Origin of the sequence: Staphylococcus sp. HMSC055A09 (genome assembly GCF_001809655.1) — a bacterium.
Taxonomy (GTDB): domain Bacteria; phylum Bacillota; class Bacilli; order Staphylococcales; family Staphylococcaceae; genus Staphylococcus; species Staphylococcus capitis.
Map to the genome: position 1 here is coordinate 162437 of NZ_KV798369.1, position 17670 is coordinate 180106.

20 protein-coding genes are annotated in these 17670 nt (G+C 31.3%); 11 read left to right on the forward strand and 9 right to left on the reverse strand.

Annotation, left to right across the window (positions count from 1 at the left end):
- Positions 1-17 precede the first annotated feature (17 nt).
- Positions 18-707: a DUF1129 family protein gene (locus tag HMPREF2642_RS06370; RefSeq protein ID WP_023350700.1), complete on the reverse strand. Its 690-nt coding sequence runs from the start codon at positions 705-707 to the stop codon at positions 18-20.
- A 143-nt stretch (positions 708-850) separates the two neighbouring features.
- Between HMPREF2642_RS06370 and HMPREF2642_RS06375 the strand changes: the two genes are divergently transcribed.
- The 4 genes from HMPREF2642_RS06375 to HMPREF2642_RS06390 all read left to right on the forward strand — a co-directional run bounded on the left by HMPREF2642_RS06375 (position 851) and on the right by HMPREF2642_RS06390 (position 2922).
- Positions 851-1306, forward strand: coding sequence for a GNAT family N-acetyltransferase (locus HMPREF2642_RS06375; RefSeq protein ID WP_030059140.1), 456 nt, complete (start codon positions 851-853; stop codon positions 1304-1306).
- A 57-nt stretch (positions 1307-1363) separates the two neighbouring features.
- Positions 1364-1801: an SA0632 family lipoprotein gene (locus HMPREF2642_RS06380; protein WP_030059138.1), complete on the forward strand. Its 438-nt coding sequence runs from the start codon at positions 1364-1366 to the stop codon at positions 1799-1801.
- Positions 1802-1942: 141 nt separating this feature from the next.
- On the forward strand, positions 1943-2239 hold the full coding sequence (locus HMPREF2642_RS06385; RefSeq protein ID WP_030059136.1) for a hypothetical protein: 297 nt from the start codon (positions 1943-1945) through the stop codon (positions 2237-2239).
- A 122-nt stretch (positions 2240-2361) separates the two neighbouring features.
- The gene (locus tag HMPREF2642_RS06390) at positions 2362-2922 is read left to right on the forward strand and encodes a GNAT family N-acetyltransferase (RefSeq protein WP_002432980.1); all 561 of its coding nucleotides are present in this window, start codon (positions 2362-2364) and stop codon (positions 2920-2922) included.
- On the opposite strand, the gene HMPREF2642_RS11605 is transcribed toward HMPREF2642_RS06390, so the two are convergent.
- From HMPREF2642_RS11605 to HMPREF2642_RS06410, 5 genes are all read right to left on the reverse strand, one after another.
- Entirely contained in the window at positions 2879-3130 is a 252-nt protein-coding gene (locus HMPREF2642_RS11605) for a hypothetical protein (RefSeq protein WP_064212333.1), read from the reverse strand. The two genes, HMPREF2642_RS06390 and HMPREF2642_RS11605, sit on opposite strands and share 44 nt — an antisense overlap.
- A gap of 65 nt (positions 3131-3195) precedes the next feature.
- Complete coding sequence (locus tag HMPREF2642_RS06395) at positions 3196-3762, reverse strand: LOG family protein (RefSeq protein WP_030059132.1); 567 nt, start codon at positions 3760-3762, stop codon at positions 3196-3198.
- Between the two features lie 13 nt (positions 3763-3775).
- On the reverse strand, positions 3776-4222 hold the full coding sequence (locus HMPREF2642_RS06400) for a YaiI/YqxD family protein (protein ID WP_070597733.1): 447 nt from the start codon (positions 4220-4222) through the stop codon (positions 3776-3778).
- Between the two features lie 6 nt (positions 4223-4228).
- The gene (locus tag HMPREF2642_RS06405) at positions 4229-4915 is read right to left on the reverse strand and encodes a hypothetical protein (RefSeq protein WP_030059127.1); all 687 of its coding nucleotides are present in this window, start codon (positions 4913-4915) and stop codon (positions 4229-4231) included.
- Between the two features lie 275 nt (positions 4916-5190).
- Positions 5191-6063 carry an undecaprenyl-diphosphate phosphatase gene (locus tag HMPREF2642_RS06410; RefSeq protein WP_002433118.1) on the reverse strand — a complete coding sequence of 291 codons (873 nt, stop codon included), beginning with the start codon at positions 6061-6063 and terminating at the stop codon, positions 5191-5193.
- 225 nt (positions 6064-6288) lie between these two features.
- On the opposite strand from HMPREF2642_RS06410, the gene HMPREF2642_RS06415 reads away from it, so the two are divergent.
- Both HMPREF2642_RS06415 and HMPREF2642_RS06420 read left to right on the forward strand, forming a co-directional pair.
- Positions 6289-7917, forward strand: a complete 1629-nt coding sequence (locus HMPREF2642_RS06415; protein ID WP_002433172.1) for an ABC transporter ATP-binding protein/permease — start codon at positions 6289-6291, stop codon at positions 7915-7917.
- A 2-nt stretch (positions 7918-7919) separates the two neighbouring features.
- Positions 7920-9530: an amino acid ABC transporter ATP-binding/permease protein gene (locus HMPREF2642_RS06420; RefSeq protein ID WP_070597734.1), complete on the forward strand. Its 1611-nt coding sequence runs from the start codon at positions 7920-7922 to the stop codon at positions 9528-9530.
- A gap of 106 nt (positions 9531-9636) precedes the next feature.
- Here HMPREF2642_RS06420 and mgrA read toward each other — a convergent pair whose 3' ends face one another.
- The gene (gene mgrA / locus HMPREF2642_RS06425; protein WP_002433445.1) at positions 9637-10077 is read right to left on the reverse strand and encodes a global transcriptional regulator MgrA; all 441 of its coding nucleotides are present in this window, start codon (positions 10075-10077) and stop codon (positions 9637-9639) included.
- 224 nt (positions 10078-10301) lie between these two features.
- On the opposite strand from mgrA, the gene HMPREF2642_RS06430 reads away from it, so the two are divergent.
- The 5 genes from HMPREF2642_RS06430 to HMPREF2642_RS06450 all read left to right on the forward strand — a co-directional run bounded on the left by HMPREF2642_RS06430 (position 10302) and on the right by HMPREF2642_RS06450 (position 15888).
- Complete coding sequence (locus HMPREF2642_RS06430; RefSeq protein WP_030059123.1) at positions 10302-11228, forward strand: CobW family GTP-binding protein; 927 nt, start codon at positions 10302-10304, stop codon at positions 11226-11228.
- A 17-nt stretch (positions 11229-11245) separates the two neighbouring features.
- On the forward strand, positions 11246-11530 hold the full coding sequence (locus tag HMPREF2642_RS06435; protein ID WP_002433193.1) for a hypothetical protein: 285 nt from the start codon (positions 11246-11248) through the stop codon (positions 11528-11530).
- A gap of 142 nt (positions 11531-11672) precedes the next feature.
- Entirely contained in the window at positions 11673-12614 is a 942-nt protein-coding gene (gene mdh, locus HMPREF2642_RS06440; RefSeq protein WP_070597735.1) for a malate dehydrogenase, read from the forward strand.
- Between the two features lie 203 nt (positions 12615-12817).
- The gene (locus HMPREF2642_RS06445; protein ID WP_030059120.1) at positions 12818-14374 is read left to right on the forward strand and encodes an SLC13 family permease; all 1557 of its coding nucleotides are present in this window, start codon (positions 12818-12820) and stop codon (positions 14372-14374) included.
- A gap of 140 nt (positions 14375-14514) precedes the next feature.
- Entirely contained in the window at positions 14515-15888 is a 1374-nt protein-coding gene (locus HMPREF2642_RS06450) for a cryptochrome/photolyase family protein (protein ID WP_030059118.1), read from the forward strand.
- A 90-nt stretch (positions 15889-15978) separates the two neighbouring features.
- Here HMPREF2642_RS06450 and HMPREF2642_RS06455 read toward each other — a convergent pair whose 3' ends face one another.
- Entirely contained in the window at positions 15979-16257 is a 279-nt protein-coding gene (locus HMPREF2642_RS06455) for a hypothetical protein (protein ID WP_002433221.1), read from the reverse strand.
- Positions 16254-16871, reverse strand: coding sequence for a DUF1361 domain-containing protein (locus tag HMPREF2642_RS06460; protein ID WP_002433397.1), 618 nt, complete (start codon positions 16869-16871; stop codon positions 16254-16256). Before HMPREF2642_RS06460 ends, HMPREF2642_RS06455 begins: the two co-directional genes overlap by 4 nt.
- Positions 16872-17670 lie beyond the last annotated feature (799 nt).

Genomic DNA, 17670 nt, shown 5'->3' on the forward strand with positions numbered 1-17670 from the left:
ACTGAAACTAAGTCTTTTTACATGCGTGTGTTAGCGTCTCTATTATAAAAATGATGGTCAACATAAAACGCAATAGGCGTAATTAAAATTGCAATAATAATAAACGTCCAATTACTTACATTAATATAAGGCCCAAATGCTAAAAATGACTGAGGAATAAAAAATACATAAAACAGGGTAATTAATAGCAAAGCTATAACGCCATATGTTAACCACCAAACCCAATGTGAATTATTAAAGCATTGTAATTGAATTGTCCTAAAACTCATCCATATAAATAAGAATATTATAAAGAGACCTACGATTACAGTTATTGGGAAAGTATATAGATACAAGTAGTTACTATCTCCTCCAATAAAAAAGCCAATAAATCCCTTTAAGAAGCAAAACATGCCTATTAAAAATATAAAATTATGATATATATACTTAAAAATGTTCTTAATGGTTTCATTGGGTAGCGCTTTAATTTCTTTTTTAGCATGTGCTTTAGGATCATGATCAAAGAACTCCATCGCTAGCATGCCTTTATCTTCAGCACGAATCAAATGTTTCAAAATGCGATTTAACATAAGTTCTGAATCATGAGGATTCACGCTTAAGTCAGCGCGAATATACGTCATGTAATTCTCAAATATTTCACGATCGGTGTTGTTAAGTCGTAAAGATTTAACATTATTCTCCTTAGTTAATTGTGCTGTAGATTTCATGATAATTTAAGTGCTCCTTCATTTTCTAAAAGTAAAACCTCATAGACAATTCTTATTTATAAATAAAATATATGACGTGTTATTATGACTAATAATATCATATAAGTGTTATTAATATCATTAACAATTGAGGAGTTCTTTATATGAAGAAAATGACATTGGAAGATGAGAGTTGGATTAACGAAATAGCTAGAATACATGAACATTTAATCTCAGAAAATGAATTTAATTATCAAGTGACTTCAACATCAATGGCATTAAGATATGAAATGATTATTTCAAGACTAAAATATGCGAATGATATTATTTTAATAAATGAACATGCGGGTAGTCTTAAAGGATTTATTTGGGCGCATTATGAACCGCAGCTCAAAATAGTACAAATTGAAGTACTATATGTAAAACCAGACTTTAGAAGACAAGGAATTGCTTCAAAGTTAAAACGAGATATTGAGCAGTGGGCGAATTCAATGGATGCTATAAGTATTGAAAGTACAGTTAATAAAGAAAACAACGACATGGTAAAATTAAATGAAAATTTAGGCTATCAAACGTCGCATCTAAAAATGTCTAAAAAATTAAAGGGAAAAAATGAATAAATTAAAAAAGCATGTTAAAATAAATTGTATTTATAAGTTTAAACAAAGGAGTCTATCATGAAAAAATGGTTCACTTTACTCTTAGCATCAACTTTAATGTTAACAGCATGTGGTAAAAGTAACGAGAAAGCTTCTTTAGAAAAAAGCATTGACCAATTAGAGAAAGAAAATAAAGATTTAAAGAAACAGAAAAAAGATTTAGAAAACCAAAAAAACAAACTTAAAGATCAGCAAGATAATCTTCAAAAAGATATCAACGAATTGCCGGCTGAAGATTCGTCTAGTAACTCATCTGAAAAAGATTCATCTAATTCAAGTGAAGATAAAAATTCAGAAGATTCTTCAACGACTAATTCAGAACAATCAACAAATTCTACAAAATCGAAGCAATCTAACCAAGGACAAACGCCTAACAAAGAGACACAAAAAAGTGACTCTACAAGTAAGAATAACGATTCTAAAACTACTTCCAATACACAAAACTCAGATCAATAAACGTTTGATGCAGTTTTGAATAGGGTAATATAATTGATAAATTACACAAAATCAATTTACAAAGTGAGTATTTAATACTATTTTGAATTAAATTTATGAAAGATGATTGATACTACACATCTATAAGAGGAGAGATTAACGATGCACGAACAAGATTTTAATATTTTAGAAGAACAAAATATTACGTTACCTGAATTGGGCAGAGAATTAGAAAATATTACTGGACGTACTATTATTGATTCAACTAGTGAAATTAAACGTGTGATTGCACATTTACCAAACTTTGAATCTGATACAGACACATTCGTTGCAACATATCGTTTAAACCATCAAAATGATTTTATTGATGCAACATTTACTGCACCTAAAGAACAACGTGATCGTTTAAAAGAAATTCCTGTTCACGTAAAATTAATTAGTTATATTTCTAAAGCATAAAAATTAAACATAATGACAGAAATGATTAGCGCGATATGAATGTGGGGACAACTTCATAACGCGTTAATTTTGTATTAGAATAATATTGAATTAAGCTTTATGGGTAAAATGGAGTGTTTAACATGGGAACTTACATTGAAACTGAACGTTTGAAGTTGCGTGATTGGGAAGAAAAGGATTTATTACCATTTCAGAAAATGAATGCAAATCAGCAAGTCCGTAGGTATTTTCCAAGTTTATTAAGTTACCGTCGTTCAGAACTTGATATGAAAAAAATGGATGAAATTATCAAAGATAATGGAATCGGCCTTTTTGCGGTTGAATTAAAGGAAACAGGTGAATGGTTAGGGTTTATAGGAGTAAACTACATCCCCGAAGACAGCAAATATCCTTTTAAAGAACTACCTTTTTATGAAATTGGTTGGCGATTAATTCCTGAAGTTTGGGGTAACGGATTAGCTACTGAAGGTGCACAGGCTGTATTGTCATACGCAAAAGAAAAAGGCATTACTGAATTATATAGTTTTACATCTGAAACAAATCTACCTTCAAGAAAGGTAATGGAGAAAATAGGAATGACCTTCTTAGATAACTTCGAATTTCCAAACCTAAGCAAATACCATCCCCTCAAACGCCATGTTAGATATTACATAGAACTACTTCCTTCACAAAGTGAAGGTTAGTAGTTCTTAGTGCAATTGCAAGAGCAATTGTAAACCTTGAAGATACTTCCTTCACAAAGTGAAGGTTAGTAGTTCTTAGTGCAATTGGGAGCGAGACAGAAATCAGTAAATATTGATTTCGTTGTCTTGCTCCCGCAAGTGCGATTAGGTTTTGAAGTACCATTTCTAAATGTGCTTCAAAGCCAATCGCATACTGCGATACAAACATAATAAGATGAAACCTTTTTAATATCAAAACGCGTCTATAGAATAACCTATAGACGCGTTATTTATTTAATCGTATGTACGTACGCCAAGTGGTTTGTAATTATTGAGACCTTCTAACAGCGCTTCTTTAGTATCAAATAATGGTGCTAATTTTTGATATTTTTTATCAATAAAGCCTTCTTTTATCATATGGTCAATGAGTGCTTGTAAAGGCTCAAAGAAGCCATTTAAATTAAAGACACCTATAGGTTTTTGATGAATACCAATTTGCGCCCAGCTATACATTTCGAAAAATTCTTCAAGAGAACCAGCACCTCCAGGAGCCATAACAAAGGCATCTGCTAATTCTGTCATTTTATTCTTTCTTTCATGCATTGAATCCACTAAAATAAGTTCACTTACTTTTTGACTCGTGATTTCTCGCTCATCTAACATCCTAGGCATAACACCAATAGCTTTACCGCCGTGATCTAGGACACCATCTTGAATAGCACCCATTATTCCTACTGATCCAGCTCCAAATACAAGTTCGTAGCCTTGTTCTGCCATATACTTTCCTAACTCATAAGCTTCTTTTACATATGAAGGATCTTTACCTTTGCTTGCTCCACAATAAACTGCAATTCTTTTAATCATGTGAGACCTCCTAAAGTTGTTTAATAACATTCGTAAATGTTTGTTCAAATTTTAATCTGTCATTCTTAGTAAAAGGCGGAGGACCTTTATGTCGGCCACCTTGCTTTCTAATTTGTGCATTAAGATAACGTTGGTCTAACAGAGTTTGAATATTATCAGCACGATATATACTTCCTTTATGATGCATTACAATATGTACTTTGTCTATAAGTAAACTAGCTAGGCCATAATCTTGAGTAATGACAATATCTTCCTTTCTAGCTAATTGTACAATTTTATAATCAACAGCATCTGTCCCATCGTCAACATACACAGTTTTTACATGTTCAGGCTGAATTTGATGAGAAAAGTGACTAAAACTTCTTAAAACGTTAACAAAAATGCCTGTCCCTTTAGTTAATTCAATCACTGAATTAACAACAGGACAAGCATCTCCATCTGTGATTACTTTGACCATTAACAACTAACCTTGAGTGTTATCAGATTCTTTATTTTGTTTTACAACGCTGCCAGCCACGTAATCATCATATTTTTTAAATTCTTTTTTTCTAGCCTTTTTCTCTGCTTCTTGTTGTTTTTCTTCTTGTTTGTGACGTTTTTCAATATTTTTTTGAAGCTTTTTATCTAATTTTTTTACATCTTTACGATTATCTTTTTCAAGTTTTTCGCCTTTTTTCTCAGTTTTATCGTCCAACTTGCCTGGAGTAAGACCTACTTTTTCTTCGTACTTTTGAGATTTTTTCATATCTTTAATACGTTGCTTTTTATTTTCTTCACGTTGCTTTTCTTCTTCTTTATGACGTTTCTCAATATTTTTCTGAAGTTTTTTATTCATTTTTTCTGCTTCTTTACGATTTTGTTTAGCTAGCTTTTCGCCTTTTTTCTCGATGTAAGCAGGGTCGTTTTCTTTGGCGATTTTCTTCAATTCACGTTTGTTATCAAATTCTTGTTTTTTATCGCCCACATATTCTTTAACATCTGAAGCCTTGTTTGAAATAGTTGAAGTAGCTTTTGATGTAGCTTTAGTTGTAGCATCAGTAGCTTTACGTACATCAGGATGTTCTTTAATACGTTTACGTTCAACGACTAACGGTACAATAACAATAGGTAATACATTGATTAAAGTCTTAATGAGTCTCTTTTTGTCCATACTCGTTGCCTCCATTAATTTTACTATTCTTTTCCATACCCTATGATACATCATACTAAACGATTGTTATCAATGGAAACCGATAATTTAATTTTGGAAAACTAAAAAACACTAGCGAGTTTAATATAAACCTACTAGTGTTTATTGAAAATTATTAAATGAGTACTATCTAAAGTTAGCAACACTAAGGATTAAAAATCCAAGTGAATAGAGGATTACAATGAACAGAGTCCATTGCATAAGCAACACTAAGGATTAAAAATCCAAATGTTGCTTCAAATTCCTTTGCCAATGCCAAAACCAAAGTAAAGGATTGCAATAATTACAACTAATACGATTCGGTAAATCGCAAATGGAATTAATTTAACTTTATTTATTAAATGTAAGAATGTCTTAATAGCAATTAAACCAACTATAAATGCTGCTAAGAATCCTAGTAAATAGAAAGGTACATGAGCTAAGTGAATATACTCATAGTGTTTTAGTAAAGATAAACCACTTGCTGCAAGCATAATTGGTACTGACATTATAAATGTAAAATCTGATGCTGCTTTATGATTTAATTTCATAAATACACCAGTTGAAATCGTAGAACCAGATCTACTGAAACCTGGCCACATTGCTATAGCTTGCGAGATACCAATGACAAATGCTTGGAAATAATTAATTTGATCTACTGTTTGAGGGTGTTGAACCTTCTCAGAATATTTATCAGCTAAAATCATGTAGATTGCACCAATGAATAAGCCAATCATTACAGTAGGAACACTGAATAAATATTTTTCAATTAAATCATCAAATAAGAACCCTAAAATACCCGCTGGAATCATACCTACTAATACATGCAATAAGTTCAAACGCTTAGGTTGGGAACGTCGTTGAACACTGCCTTCATTTTCGGGTTTATGATGACCTATATGTAATATTTCTAAGAAACGATCACGAAATACCCATGCCGCTGCAAAGACAGACCCAAGTTGTATAACAACTTTGAAGGTAAACGCAGATTGTTCACCTAAAAATTTAGTGGACTTTAACCACATATCATCAACTAGTATCATATGTCCTGTAGAAGATACAGGGGCGAACTCAGTAAGTCCTTCGACGATACCTAAAATGATGCCTTTTATCAATTCAAGTAAAAACATAATTTACCCACTTTCGTAAAACATTTATTTATTCTTTCATTTTTCAAAATTACCATATTATCATAGCATATTAAATTAATATGGTGTTAACCTAATCATCAACACTGGACCAAAGTATGACATAATAATTATTTTAATAATTGAAACAAAATACTCAAAAAAAGAATGAGCGTATTAATTTAAATTTCTAACAAACCTTTTATAATGAAAGTAGGTGAGATTATTGTGAAAAAACTAACAAATTTAGTATTCAAATATAAAATATATCCCGCACTCATGTTAATCATGAGCGTTTTTTTATCTATATCGGTAGTTATTCAAAATGTTTCTATTGCCAAATTACTAAATCATATGTTGTACCATCATAAGCATTCACTTATAGGACTTTTTATACTGATTTTAGTTATTCTTCTAGCACGTGCAACTTTCAATATGTTGAATCAACGTATCGGTGATCATATGGCTACTAAAGTGAAATATGATTTAAGACAACAAGTGATAAATAAAAATAGTACACGAGCAATTGGAGAACAAATGAATATTTTAACAGAAAGTATTGATGGTATTGCACCATTCTTTCAAAGTTATTTGCCACAAGTATTTAAATCAATGATGATTCCAGTCGCGATTATAGTCGCTATGTGTTATGTACACTTATCAACTGCAATAATTATGATGGTTACAGCTCCATTTATTCCTATGTTTTATATCATTTTTGGTTTGAAAACAAGAGATGAGTCAAAGGACCAAATGACATATTTAAATCAATTTAGTCAAAGGTTTTTAAACACTGCCAAAGGTTTAATTACGCTTAAATTATTAAATCAAACTAAGAATACTGAAGCGCGCCTTTATGAAGATAGTACTAAATTTAGAGATTTAACTATGAAAATTTTAAAAAGTGCATTCTTATCAGGATTAATGCTTGAATTTATTAGTATGTTAGGTATTGGTCTTGTGGCGCTTGAAGCGGCGTTAAGTCTAGTCGTATTCAATAAAATTAACTTCATTACAGCGGCTATTGCAATCATTCTAGCTCCTGAATTTTATAATGCTATTAAAGATTTAGGACAAGCGTTCCATACTGGTAAACAAAGTGAAGGTTCGAGTGATGTTGTTTTCGAGTTCTTAGACTCTGAAAATAAACCACCACACCCACATCCAAATATAGAGGCTTATCAAAAATCACAGGTCAAAGTAGAAGACGTGTCATATCAGTACTCAAATAGTAATCAGAACGCTCTTACTCATATTAATATGGTGATACATTCAGGTGATAAAATTGCAATTGTTGGTCCAAGTGGTGCAGGTAAAACTACGTTAGCTCATATTCTAAGTCAAATTAAAACGCCAACAGAAGGCAGTGTATCATTTAATAATGAAGATACACGTATCGGATTTCTGAGCCAAAATCCTTATATTTTTACAGATTCCATTAAGAATAATATAGCGATGTTTAATAATGAAATTTCTGATAAAACTATTATTCAAGTTTTAGAAGAAGTCGGTCTAAAAGATAAAGTGTTATCTCTGAAAGATACTATTTATACACCAATTGGAGAAGGTGGCGAAATGCTATCTGGTGGCCAAATGAGACGAATAGAGTTGTGTCGGTTATTAGTGATGAATCCAGATTTAGTTATATTTGATGAGCCGGCTATTGGTCTAGACATTGAAACAGAACGTACAATCCAAAATGTAATTCAAAATCATTTTAAAGATACTACGATGATCATTATTGCTCATCGTGATTCTACAATTAACAAAGCTCAACGTCGTATTTATCTAGAAGATGGGCATCTTATAAAAGATGACACGACGATATCAGTATCGCAAAGTGAGGTGGATGAATAAGCATGAAATCACAAATTCATTTTCGAAAAGATAAAGATTTACTTCTAGCTATTTTGGTTGGGGTAGTAGGTGGACTTGTGGCGTTAGCAATGTTCTTTTTAAGTGGTTATATGGTGACACAAAGTGCATTAGGCGCACCCTTATATGCATTAATGGTTCTAGTGGTTTCTGTAAAAATGTTTGGCTTCCTAAGAGCGATTACACGATATATTGAGAGATTGTTATCACATAGAACGACTTTTACTATGCTAAGAGATGTAAGAGTACAGTTTCTTAAAAAATTAATTCCAGCAGTACCTGATATCTATCGGAAATTTAATTCTAGCGACTTAATTTCTCGTATGGTAAGCCGAGTAGAGGCGTTACAAAATATTTATTTAAGAGTTTATTATCCCCCAATAGTGATAGGTTTAACTGCAATCGTGTCTGTAATTACATTTATTTTCATTTCACCGATGCATTCATTTCTTATTACGTTAAGTATGATCCTCACTCTTTGTATAGTTCCATGGCTAAGTGCTAAAAAAGCACGAACACTCAAAAGACAGGTAGCTCTACATCAAAGTCACTTTCTACAGCGTTTTTATGATTATAAAGAAGGTGATGATGAATTAAGACGCTTTCGCCAAAGAGATGAATTTAAAACAGATGTCTTACAACGTTTGAAACAATATGACACTATGCAATCAAAAGAACGTCGTTTTCTATCTTTATATGATTATATGTTAAATATTATAGCGATGATTTCAATATTTCTTAGTTTAGTTATTGGCGTGCAACAGATTCAATCTGGACATTTGGATGTCGTTTATTTAACTAGTATTGTTCTAATGATATTAACTTTATTTGAACAGGCAGTACCAATGAGTAATGTTGCATATTATAAAGCTGATACTGATCAAGCGCTTGATGAAATAAATGATGTCACCTTTGGTTATTGGAACCAACAAACACCAGTGCTCAACAATATTGATTTAACTATTCAAGAAGGTGAGAAAGTAGCTATCATTGGTCCGTCAGGTTCCGGGAAAAGTACTTTACTACAAGTCATGTTAGGTCTATATCATGTTGATCAAGGTACTGTAAAATTAAAACACCAAATAGTTACTGATATTAATGAGGAAGACAAGTATTATAAGATGAATGGTATGTTACAGTCTCAACATATATTTGATGGGACGGTACGAGATAATTTATTTTCAGAAAAAGAGGATGCTATATTAAAACAAGCTCTTCAATCTGTAGGACTTGGGTACCTGGATCTAGAAAGAAATGTAACATTAGATGGAGAAAATTTATCTGGTGGCGAAAAACAAAGGTTGAGCTTAGCTAGACTTTTACTCAGAGATTCAGCTGATATATGGATTTTAGATGAACCAACGACTGCATTAGATTTAGAAAATACTACTAAAACGATGAATTTAATTGAAGCATCTTCAAAAACGTTAGTTATTGCCACACATGATTTAGATGTGCTTCCACGTTTTGATAAAATTATAGTTATGATTGATGGAGAAATTAAAGAAAGTGGTTCTTATGAAAGTCTATTAGAAGGTAATGGCTATTTATCTCAGATGATTGAGATCAACCATAGTTCTAAAAATGTACATTAATAGCAAATAAAGTCGTATCGGTAATCGATACGACTTTGTCTGTTGTTTCATTAAAATGTATATTAATTCCTTAGTTTAACTTTAATTTCATGACAGAAACTTTCTATTATTCTTTCGTTTCAGTAAATGCATCGATGACTTTACCTAATAAGCGATTAAGTTCTTTGACTTCTTCTTTAGATAAAGATGAAGCTGTTGCAACTTTCTCCGATGCTGTGCTTAATTCAGGTCTAATTGTTTCGCTCTTATCTGTTAAGTGAATAAATACTTCACGTTGATCCACTTCAGAACGTTCGCGTTTAATTAAATCAACTTGTTCCATTCGTTTAAGTAATGGTGATACAGTCCCTGTATCTAGTGCTAATTCTGTAACGACTTTTTTGACATTAACAGGTGACTCGTCCCATAAAATCGTTAATACAAGAAATTGTGGGTAAGTTAGGTTGTACTTTTTAAAGACTTTGTTAGAGTAGTAGCGATTAACTTGTCTTTGAGCATTGTACAAACTAAAGCATAGCTGCTCTTTTAAATTATGTTGATCAGACATTAAAGTTCTCCTCCAGACATTCTATCCGTTTTTTCTCTTTTTCGGATTGGAATCCGTCTATGTTGTACAAAATATAATTTATACAACACTTTGATTCAATGCCATGCTAAAATTAAAGTATGCTTAAAGTTTAGAAGATATCTTACATTAAATCAAGTAAAAAGATAATTAAATATATATGTTATCATTTTCAAAAATGCTTGTAATAGAAAAGGGAATATAATATGAGAAATAATAAAGATGAAAAAATAACAATTTCTATCATTAGCGGATTTTTAGGTAGTGGTAAAACTACTTTACTGACACATTATATTAGTGAAATATTAAAAACTGATGAGAAAGTTAAAGTTATTATGAATGAATTTGGCTCATTAGACGTTGATGGTAATCATTTAAGTAATATCGTAGATGTACGTTCAATATTGAATGGCTGTGTTTGTTGTGATTTAAAAATAGATTTAGTGAATCAAATTGAATCACTTGTACAAGGTAATGAAACGGATCATATCATTATTGAAGCTACAGGTATCGCACATCCTATTGAAATTATAATGGCCTGCCAAGACCCACGAATTGTAAAGTATGTACGCCAACCACAAGTCATTGGTGTCGTTGATGCAGAGCGCTTTATAAATAGAATGCAGTATTCGGAGTCAACGATGAGATTAATGGAAGAACAGCTTGAAGTGAGTCATATATTAATTGTGAACAAAACAGATTTGATTAGCGAAGACAAACAGCAACAATTAAAAGATGAATTAAATCTAATCAATGCACAGGTTCCAATTATTTTAACAAGTTATGGAAAGGTAAACATCGATGAAATATCACAATTTCGTGACGATCTCGTAACGACACACACACATTCACATCATCATGGTATAAATAGTATGCAATATACGTTTAGTGGACCAATTGATCGGCAACTTTTTTATCAATTTATTTTACGCTTACCTGATAACGTTTTACGTTTGAAAGGATACGTTCAATTCCGTGATACACCAAATGAAACTTATGAATTCCAGTATGCATATGGTATGCCAGATTATGGAGTTATTGATAAAGATTTGCCTCTAACCATTGTAATTATTGGAGAGCAATTAGACGTTAATAGGCTAAAAAATAAGCTCGATATGATACAATTTTCATAATTAAGGAGAGTATGGTTATGAATAATGAAGATAAACGTGAACAACAAATTAAATTTGAGAAAAACTTAATCACATTTCCTTATTTAGGATTTGCTATAGTTGTGTTGTTATTTAATATTTTTTATCCAGATATTAAAGTATCTATGGCTCTATTTGGATTATTCTTTGCATATAATTTAGGACTACTATTTATTGCTTTCATCAGACATTTCAAACGCACGTTAATTTTAACTTTAGTATTAACTGTTCTAAGTGGTGCAGCTTTCTTCACATTATTATATGTGTTTGGTTTAAGACATTAATTGTTGTTTAATCAAAAGTTTATTTAGTAAAAATGAATAATGATATTTGAGAAGTTTTGTTATTTCAATGTTATACTTTAATTGAAATAACAAAGCTTTTTATTTTTTAGATAGATAAATATAAATTAGGAGGCTATTGTTCATGAATATTAGAAGAAAAGTTTCAATCATTGGAGCAGGAAACACTGGATCAACTTTAGCTTTTGTATTGGCTCAAAAGGAATTAGCAGATATTGTAATGATTGATCGTCCGCAATCAGAGGGATTTGTTAAAGGAAAAGCATTGGATATTTTAGAAAGTGGACCTATTTTTGGATTTGATACAAACGTTCAAGGTTCTGTTGAAATTGAAGATATTCAAGATTCAGATATCGTCGTGATGACTGCAGGAATACCACGAAAACCTGGAATGACAAGAGATGATTTAGTCCAAACAAATGAAGAAATAGTTTATCAAACATCTCTTAATATAGCGAAGTACGCACCTAATGCTACGATTATTGTATTAACCAACCCAGTAGATGCTATGACTTATACTGCATTAAAAGCCTCAGGTTTTCCAAAAGAACGTGTAATTGGACAATCTGGTGTTCTTGATACAGCTCGCTATCAAAGTTTTATTGCTGACGAATTAAATGTTTCAGTAAAGGATATTAATGGTCTTGTGCTTGGAGGACATGGAGATACAATGGTGCCACTTGTGGAATCAACTCAAGTTAATGGCGTACCAGTCAAAGATTTAATTGCGGAAGATGTTTTAGATCGTATTGTAAAGCGAACAAGAAAAGGCGGAGCTGAAATTGTAGAATTATTAGGTAAAGGTTCAGCATATTATGCACCAGCTACGGCTATATATGAAATGATAGAAGCTATTTTAAAGGATCAAAAACGCTTGTTGCCAAGCATTGCATATTTAGAGGGTGAATATGGATTCTCAGATATTTGTTTAGGTGTTCCAACTATTCTTAGCAAGAAGGGTATAGAAAAAATTGTTGAAGTCAATTTAAATGACAAAGAACTAGAACAATTAAAATATTCAGCTGAGTCAGTCGAAAATGTGAAAAATGCATTAAAAAATAAATAGGAAGTTGAAATAAGCCGCTTTTGCATGGTTTCTAATCTTGCAAAAGAGGCTTATTTATCATTTTGATTTTAAAATTTGTGCTAGTTATTTATTACAATTTACAAATATTTTGATGATTATGTGTATTTTATCACAACAGTAACTTATTAAAGCGCTTTCTTGATATAATCTAAGTGAAATCATAGTTCAAGGAGTTGATAGGGATGACTAAAGCGAAACCACAAACACATTCACAAAATCAGAATCAAAACACTCAAAGTAACAAGGGTTATAAACCTATATGGATTATTATAAGTTTTGCTTTACTGATTGGAATCTTACTATTACCAACGCCTTCTGGTTTACCTATTATGGCGAAAGCAGCGTTAGCAATATTAGCATTTGCTGTGATTATGTGGGTGACAGAAGCGGTTTCGTATCCAGTATCTGCCACACTCATATTAGGTTTAATTATTTTATTACTGGGATTTAGCCCTGTTCAGAACTTATCTGAAAAGTTGGGGAATCCTAAAAGTGGAGATGCTATTTTAAAAGGAAGCGAATTATTAGGTACAAACAACGCGCTTACTCATGCTTTTAGTGGATTTTCAACATCTGCAGTTGCACTGGTAGCTGCTGCATTATTCCTTGCCTCAGCTATGCAAGAAACCAATTTACATAAACGTTTAGCATTAATAGTTCTTTCAATAGTTGGAAATAAAACCCGGAATATTGTTATCGGTGCGATAGTAGTATCTATTGTTTTAGCTTTCTTCGTACCTTCAGCTACCGCTCGTGCTGGCGCTGTAGTACCTATTTTATTAGGAATGATTGCAGCTTTTAAAATGAGCAAGGAGAGTAAGCTTGCTTCTCTACTAGTTATTACTGCAGTACAAGCAGTATCCATATGGAATATTGGTATAAAAACTGCCGCTGCTCAGAACATTGTAGCTATTAATTTTATCAATCAAAATTTAGGGCATGATGTTTCTTGGGGAGAGTGGTTTTTATATGCAGCACCATGGTCTATTTTAATGTCTGTAGCGTTATATTTCATTATGATTAAAGTAATGCCTCCAGAAAGAGATTCAATAGAAGGTGGAAAGGAATTAATCAAGAAAGAATTAAATGAACTAGGTCCTGTGAGTGCTAGAGAGTGGCGTTTAATCGCTATTTCAATTTTATTACTCTTCTTTTGGTCTACTGAAAAGTTATTACATCCGATTGATTCAGCATCAATTACGTTAATTGCATTAGGGATTATGTTAATGCCTAAAATCGGGGTTATTACTTGGAAAGGTGTTGAAAAGAAAATTCCTTGGGGTACCATTATAGTCTTTGGTGTAGGAATTTCTCTTGGTAATGTTTTATTAAAAACTGGTGCGGCACAATGGTTAAGTGACCAAACATTTGGGTTAATGGGGCTTAAAGGATTACCAATTATTGCAACAATTGCTTTAATCACATTATTTAACATATTAATTCACTTAGGGTTTGCCAGTGCGACAAGTCTATCATCTGCTTTAATACCAGTATTCATTTCATTAACATCAACACTTCATTTAGGCGATCATGCAATTGGCTTTGTGTTAATTCAACAATTTGTAATTAGTTTTGGTTTCTTGTTACCTGTAAGTGCTCCGCAAAATATGCTTGCATACGGTACCGGAACATTTACAGTCAAAGATTTCTTGAAAACGGGGGTACCTTTAACGATTATTGGTTACATTCTAGTAATAGTGTTTAGCTTAACCTACTGGAAATGGTTGGGCTTAGTTTAAAAGATAAATTATAAAAAATAAGTAACATTTTATAGGCTGAGGCAAATGATTGTCTCAGTCTATTTTAATGAAATTCTCGTTGTGTTCAAGTCCTCTTTTCAGGGTAAATTAATAAAAAATTATGTTAGGTGGTAACAATCATGGCATTAGGAGTCATCTTAAATAGAGTCTTTAGAACGGATAACAATCCTTTATTTGAATATGTCTATCAAAATATAGAAGATATAGATCAATGCTATTACATTATTCCTAAAGAAGATTTTGGTAATGAAGCAAAAATGAAGCGTAATTATTATTATGGAACATTACAAAAATTTGTTCATGCGCTCTATGAAAACGATATTCAACCATTTCTAATGGATTATGATGAATTGGTTGATTTCTTTAAAGAAAAAGGAATCAATGAAGTGGTTATTGCTGGCGATATAATGAGTTATCACAAGGAAGAGTATGACATTTTACATCAGAGAGAAAATTTTAAAAAAGAAGATATATCGGTAACAACAATAAGAGCAAATCATTATTTTAAACCAAGTAAAACACGAAATAATAAAGGTGAACCTTATAAAGTATTTACGAGTTTTTATAAAAAATGGCGCCCTTATTTAATGAAAAGAACAGTTTATAATTATGATATTAAAGATTTAGCTAAAGTAGGGGTTAAATCAAAACAAAAATTAAAAGGGGACTATAGTCAAAGTGGTATAAGTGAGGAAACTGCCCAGTACAAATGGTCTGATTTTCTAGATAAAGACATAGAAGATTACGATTCAAATCGTGAATACTTGCCTGAAGTCCTTACGAGTCAATTAAGTATATATTTAGCATATGGAGTGCTCGATATTATTCAGATATTTAATGACTTACTAGATGGTTATGATAAAGATGAACAAAATTATGAAGCATTTATTCGTGAATTAATTTTTAGAGAGTTTTATTATGTCTTGATGACTCAATATCCTAAGACAGCACATATTGCATTTAAAGAAAAATATCAAAATTTGAATTGGTCTTATAATGAAGATAATTTTGATTTATGGAGAAAAGGTATGACAGGATTTCCGATTATTGATGCTGCAATGGGAGAACTTAACACTACAGGATATATGCATAACCGAATGAGAATGGTTGTGTCACAATTTCTTACAAAAGATTTATTTATTGATTGGACGTGGGGCGAAGAGTATTTTAGACAAAAGCTAATCGATTATGATGCTGCTTCAAATGTGCATGGTTGGCAATGGTCTGCTTCAACAGGAACAGATGCTGTGCCATATTTTAGAATGTTTAATCCAGTGCGACAAAGCGAACGTTTTGATAAAAAGGCATTATATATTAAAAAATTTATACCGACACTTAATGATGTTGATGCTAAATATTTACACGATACCTATAAACATGAGCGCCAAATTAAAGAACAAGGTATTGAGTTAGGAAAAGATTACCCAAAACAAATGGTAAATCACAGTGAGAGCCGAGATCATGTAATGTCGGAATTTAAAGCAATGGAATAAAAAAGTGTAAACAATTGAAAAATCACTCCATAAATGAACTTTATGGAGTGATTTTATGTAATTTCTGAGTTTTTTACACGTGCCTTTGTGTTAGCTTAATCTAAAAAGACAAATATAAACTGCTACATATTCAAAGAAAGTAATAATATACATATATTTGAGTCTAAGCTTAACTTTGAAAGGAACATCCCAATTTGGATAATGTCTTTCATAGTAAGCAATCTGCATGATAAATAGTCCTATACCTAATGGTAAAAACATGAGTTGAATACTTTTACTATAATTAAATCCAACGTCGTGCCAGAAATGACCAATAATGAGCTGTAAAATGATGAGAATGACGATTAATAATATAATACTGAATATCATTTTTGTAGTCTCACCCCTTTTACAAATAGAACAATCGTACTTTGCATGATTACCATTAAAAGTACAAACATGAACGTTTTAATATTAAACACAGAGAGTACTTGGGTAAAAATCTTTAAAGGTTCATCAATTAAATAAACCGTATGAAGTCTTAAAAATCGGCCGATATATATGCCTAATCCATTTAAGAACATAAGTACAATGATAAGTGTACGATTTAACCATAAGTGAGAAGTTAAATGTCCTATTTCCATAAAGATTAAAATCATAACATATATCGCTAAGAAAACGCCTAACATGAGGTAAGTAAAGTATACCCATTCAGTGAGATTCAACCCTACAAGAAAATTAAATTGAAATTGGTTCAAATGTATTAAATCTGTAATCATATAAAACGTATTAGGTACTAAAAGTAAAAATATCAATCCAAAGACAATAAATAGTGGCCATTCGAATGCTTTCTTTGGTTTAAATAATTTTAAAAGTAAGCAAAGTTCAAAGGGCACATAGGCTAAAAATAAATTTAATGTCATGAAATTAAAAACTCTTGTTTCAGCAAGAGAAATAATAAATAAAATTATAAAGTATATCCTTGCAATGTAACGTGGTTGCATTATCATGCACTACTTTCTTAAAGATTTTAATAATTAATTGAATTGTCGAGTTTTAATGGTAACTGTAAATGCTTGTCATATCAAATAATATGAGGTTCACATAAAAATGTAGCCACAAATTCTTTCTAGAACTTGTAGTATACGAGTATTATAGATTTAATAAATTAAGTCCTATGACTAAATGATGTTTTAGATTAATAGCTATAGATGTCATTGTCATCATTCTTTATGCAGTAGTTGATATTTTAGCTATATAGAGATATACACGATGTGATTCATAGGTTTAAGGTATGAAAGTAGCTTATAAATGAGCAAATAGTTTATCATCAATAAATGAGTTATTATGTGATAAAGTAATTCATTCTAAATTTCATTGATATCTTTAGATTCTTATTTTTGAGCCTTAAAATTAAAAGTTTAAAGTCACCTTATCGTACTTGCTTCTAAATGACTCACTGCTCATAATCTTTCATTTTATTGTGCAATATCAGTGATTGAACCTACACTATTTTCATCTCTCTAATCAAAGTACATGGTACTGCTATTCATTTGATGTTCCATCATTATAGACTTTTATTTATATTTATAGCAACTTAATTATACTAAACACAATTGCAAGGCGCTTAAAACATTAGGAATATTTATTGTAAAATGTTAATGAAATATTATACAATGTAGAAACTTTAAGTTAATTAAACAAGACGCATTAATAAGTACATTTTTAATTTGATAGATAACAGATATTTTCAAACGTCGTGAATTAAAATGAGTTTTCAGTCTTACATGTAGAGAGGAGGGC

Excerpts from the sequence above, each read along its gene's own strand:
- HMPREF2642_RS06405 (WP_030059127.1), bottom strand. The coding sequence starts at position 4,915 with ATGGACAAAAAGAGACTCATTAAGACTTTAATCAATGTATTACCTATT.
- HMPREF2642_RS06455 (WP_002433221.1), bottom strand. The coding sequence starts at position 16,257 with ATGATATTCAGTATTATATTATTAATCGTCATTCTCATCATTTTACAG.
- HMPREF2642_RS06450 (WP_030059118.1), top strand. The coding sequence starts at position 14,515 with ATGGCATTAGGAGTCATCTTAAATAGAGTCTTTAGAACGGATAACAAT.
- HMPREF2642_RS06420 (WP_070597734.1), top strand. The coding sequence starts at position 7,920 with ATGAAATCACAAATTCATTTTCGAAAAGATAAAGATTTACTTCTAGCT.
- mgrA (WP_002433445.1), bottom strand. The coding sequence starts at position 10,077 with ATGTCTGATCAACATAATTTAAAAGAGCAGCTATGCTTTAGTTTGTAC.
- HMPREF2642_RS11605 (WP_064212333.1), bottom strand. The coding sequence starts at position 3,130 with ATGTTTGTATCGCAGTATGCGATTGGCTTTGAAGCACATTTAGAAATG.
- HMPREF2642_RS06375 (WP_030059140.1), top strand. The coding sequence starts at position 851 with ATGAAGAAAATGACATTGGAAGATGAGAGTTGGATTAACGAAATAGCT.
- HMPREF2642_RS06460 (WP_002433397.1), bottom strand. The coding sequence starts at position 16,871 with ATGCAACCACGTTACATTGCAAGGATATACTTTATAATTTTATTTATT.
- HMPREF2642_RS06445 (WP_030059120.1), top strand. The coding sequence starts at position 12,818 with ATGACTAAAGCGAAACCACAAACACATTCACAAAATCAGAATCAAAAC.
- HMPREF2642_RS06410 (WP_002433118.1), bottom strand. The coding sequence starts at position 6,063 with ATGTTTTTACTTGAATTGATAAAAGGCATCATTTTAGGTATCGTCGAA.
- HMPREF2642_RS06430 (WP_030059123.1), top strand. The coding sequence starts at position 10,302 with ATGAGAAATAATAAAGATGAAAAAATAACAATTTCTATCATTAGCGGA.
- HMPREF2642_RS06385 (WP_030059136.1), top strand. The coding sequence starts at position 1,943 with ATGCACGAACAAGATTTTAATATTTTAGAAGAACAAAATATTACGTTA.
- HMPREF2642_RS06400 (WP_070597733.1), bottom strand. The coding sequence starts at position 4,222 with ATGGTCAAAGTAATCACAGATGGAGATGCTTGTCCTGTTGTTAATTCA.
- HMPREF2642_RS06390 (WP_002432980.1), top strand. The coding sequence starts at position 2,362 with ATGGGAACTTACATTGAAACTGAACGTTTGAAGTTGCGTGATTGGGAA.
- mdh (WP_070597735.1), top strand. The coding sequence starts at position 11,673 with ATGAATATTAGAAGAAAAGTTTCAATCATTGGAGCAGGAAACACTGGA.
- HMPREF2642_RS06380 (WP_030059138.1), top strand. The coding sequence starts at position 1,364 with ATGAAAAAATGGTTCACTTTACTCTTAGCATCAACTTTAATGTTAACA.
- HMPREF2642_RS06370 (WP_023350700.1), bottom strand. The coding sequence starts at position 707 with ATGAAATCTACAGCACAATTAACTAAGGAGAATAATGTTAAATCTTTA.
- HMPREF2642_RS06435 (WP_002433193.1), top strand. The coding sequence starts at position 11,246 with ATGAATAATGAAGATAAACGTGAACAACAAATTAAATTTGAGAAAAAC.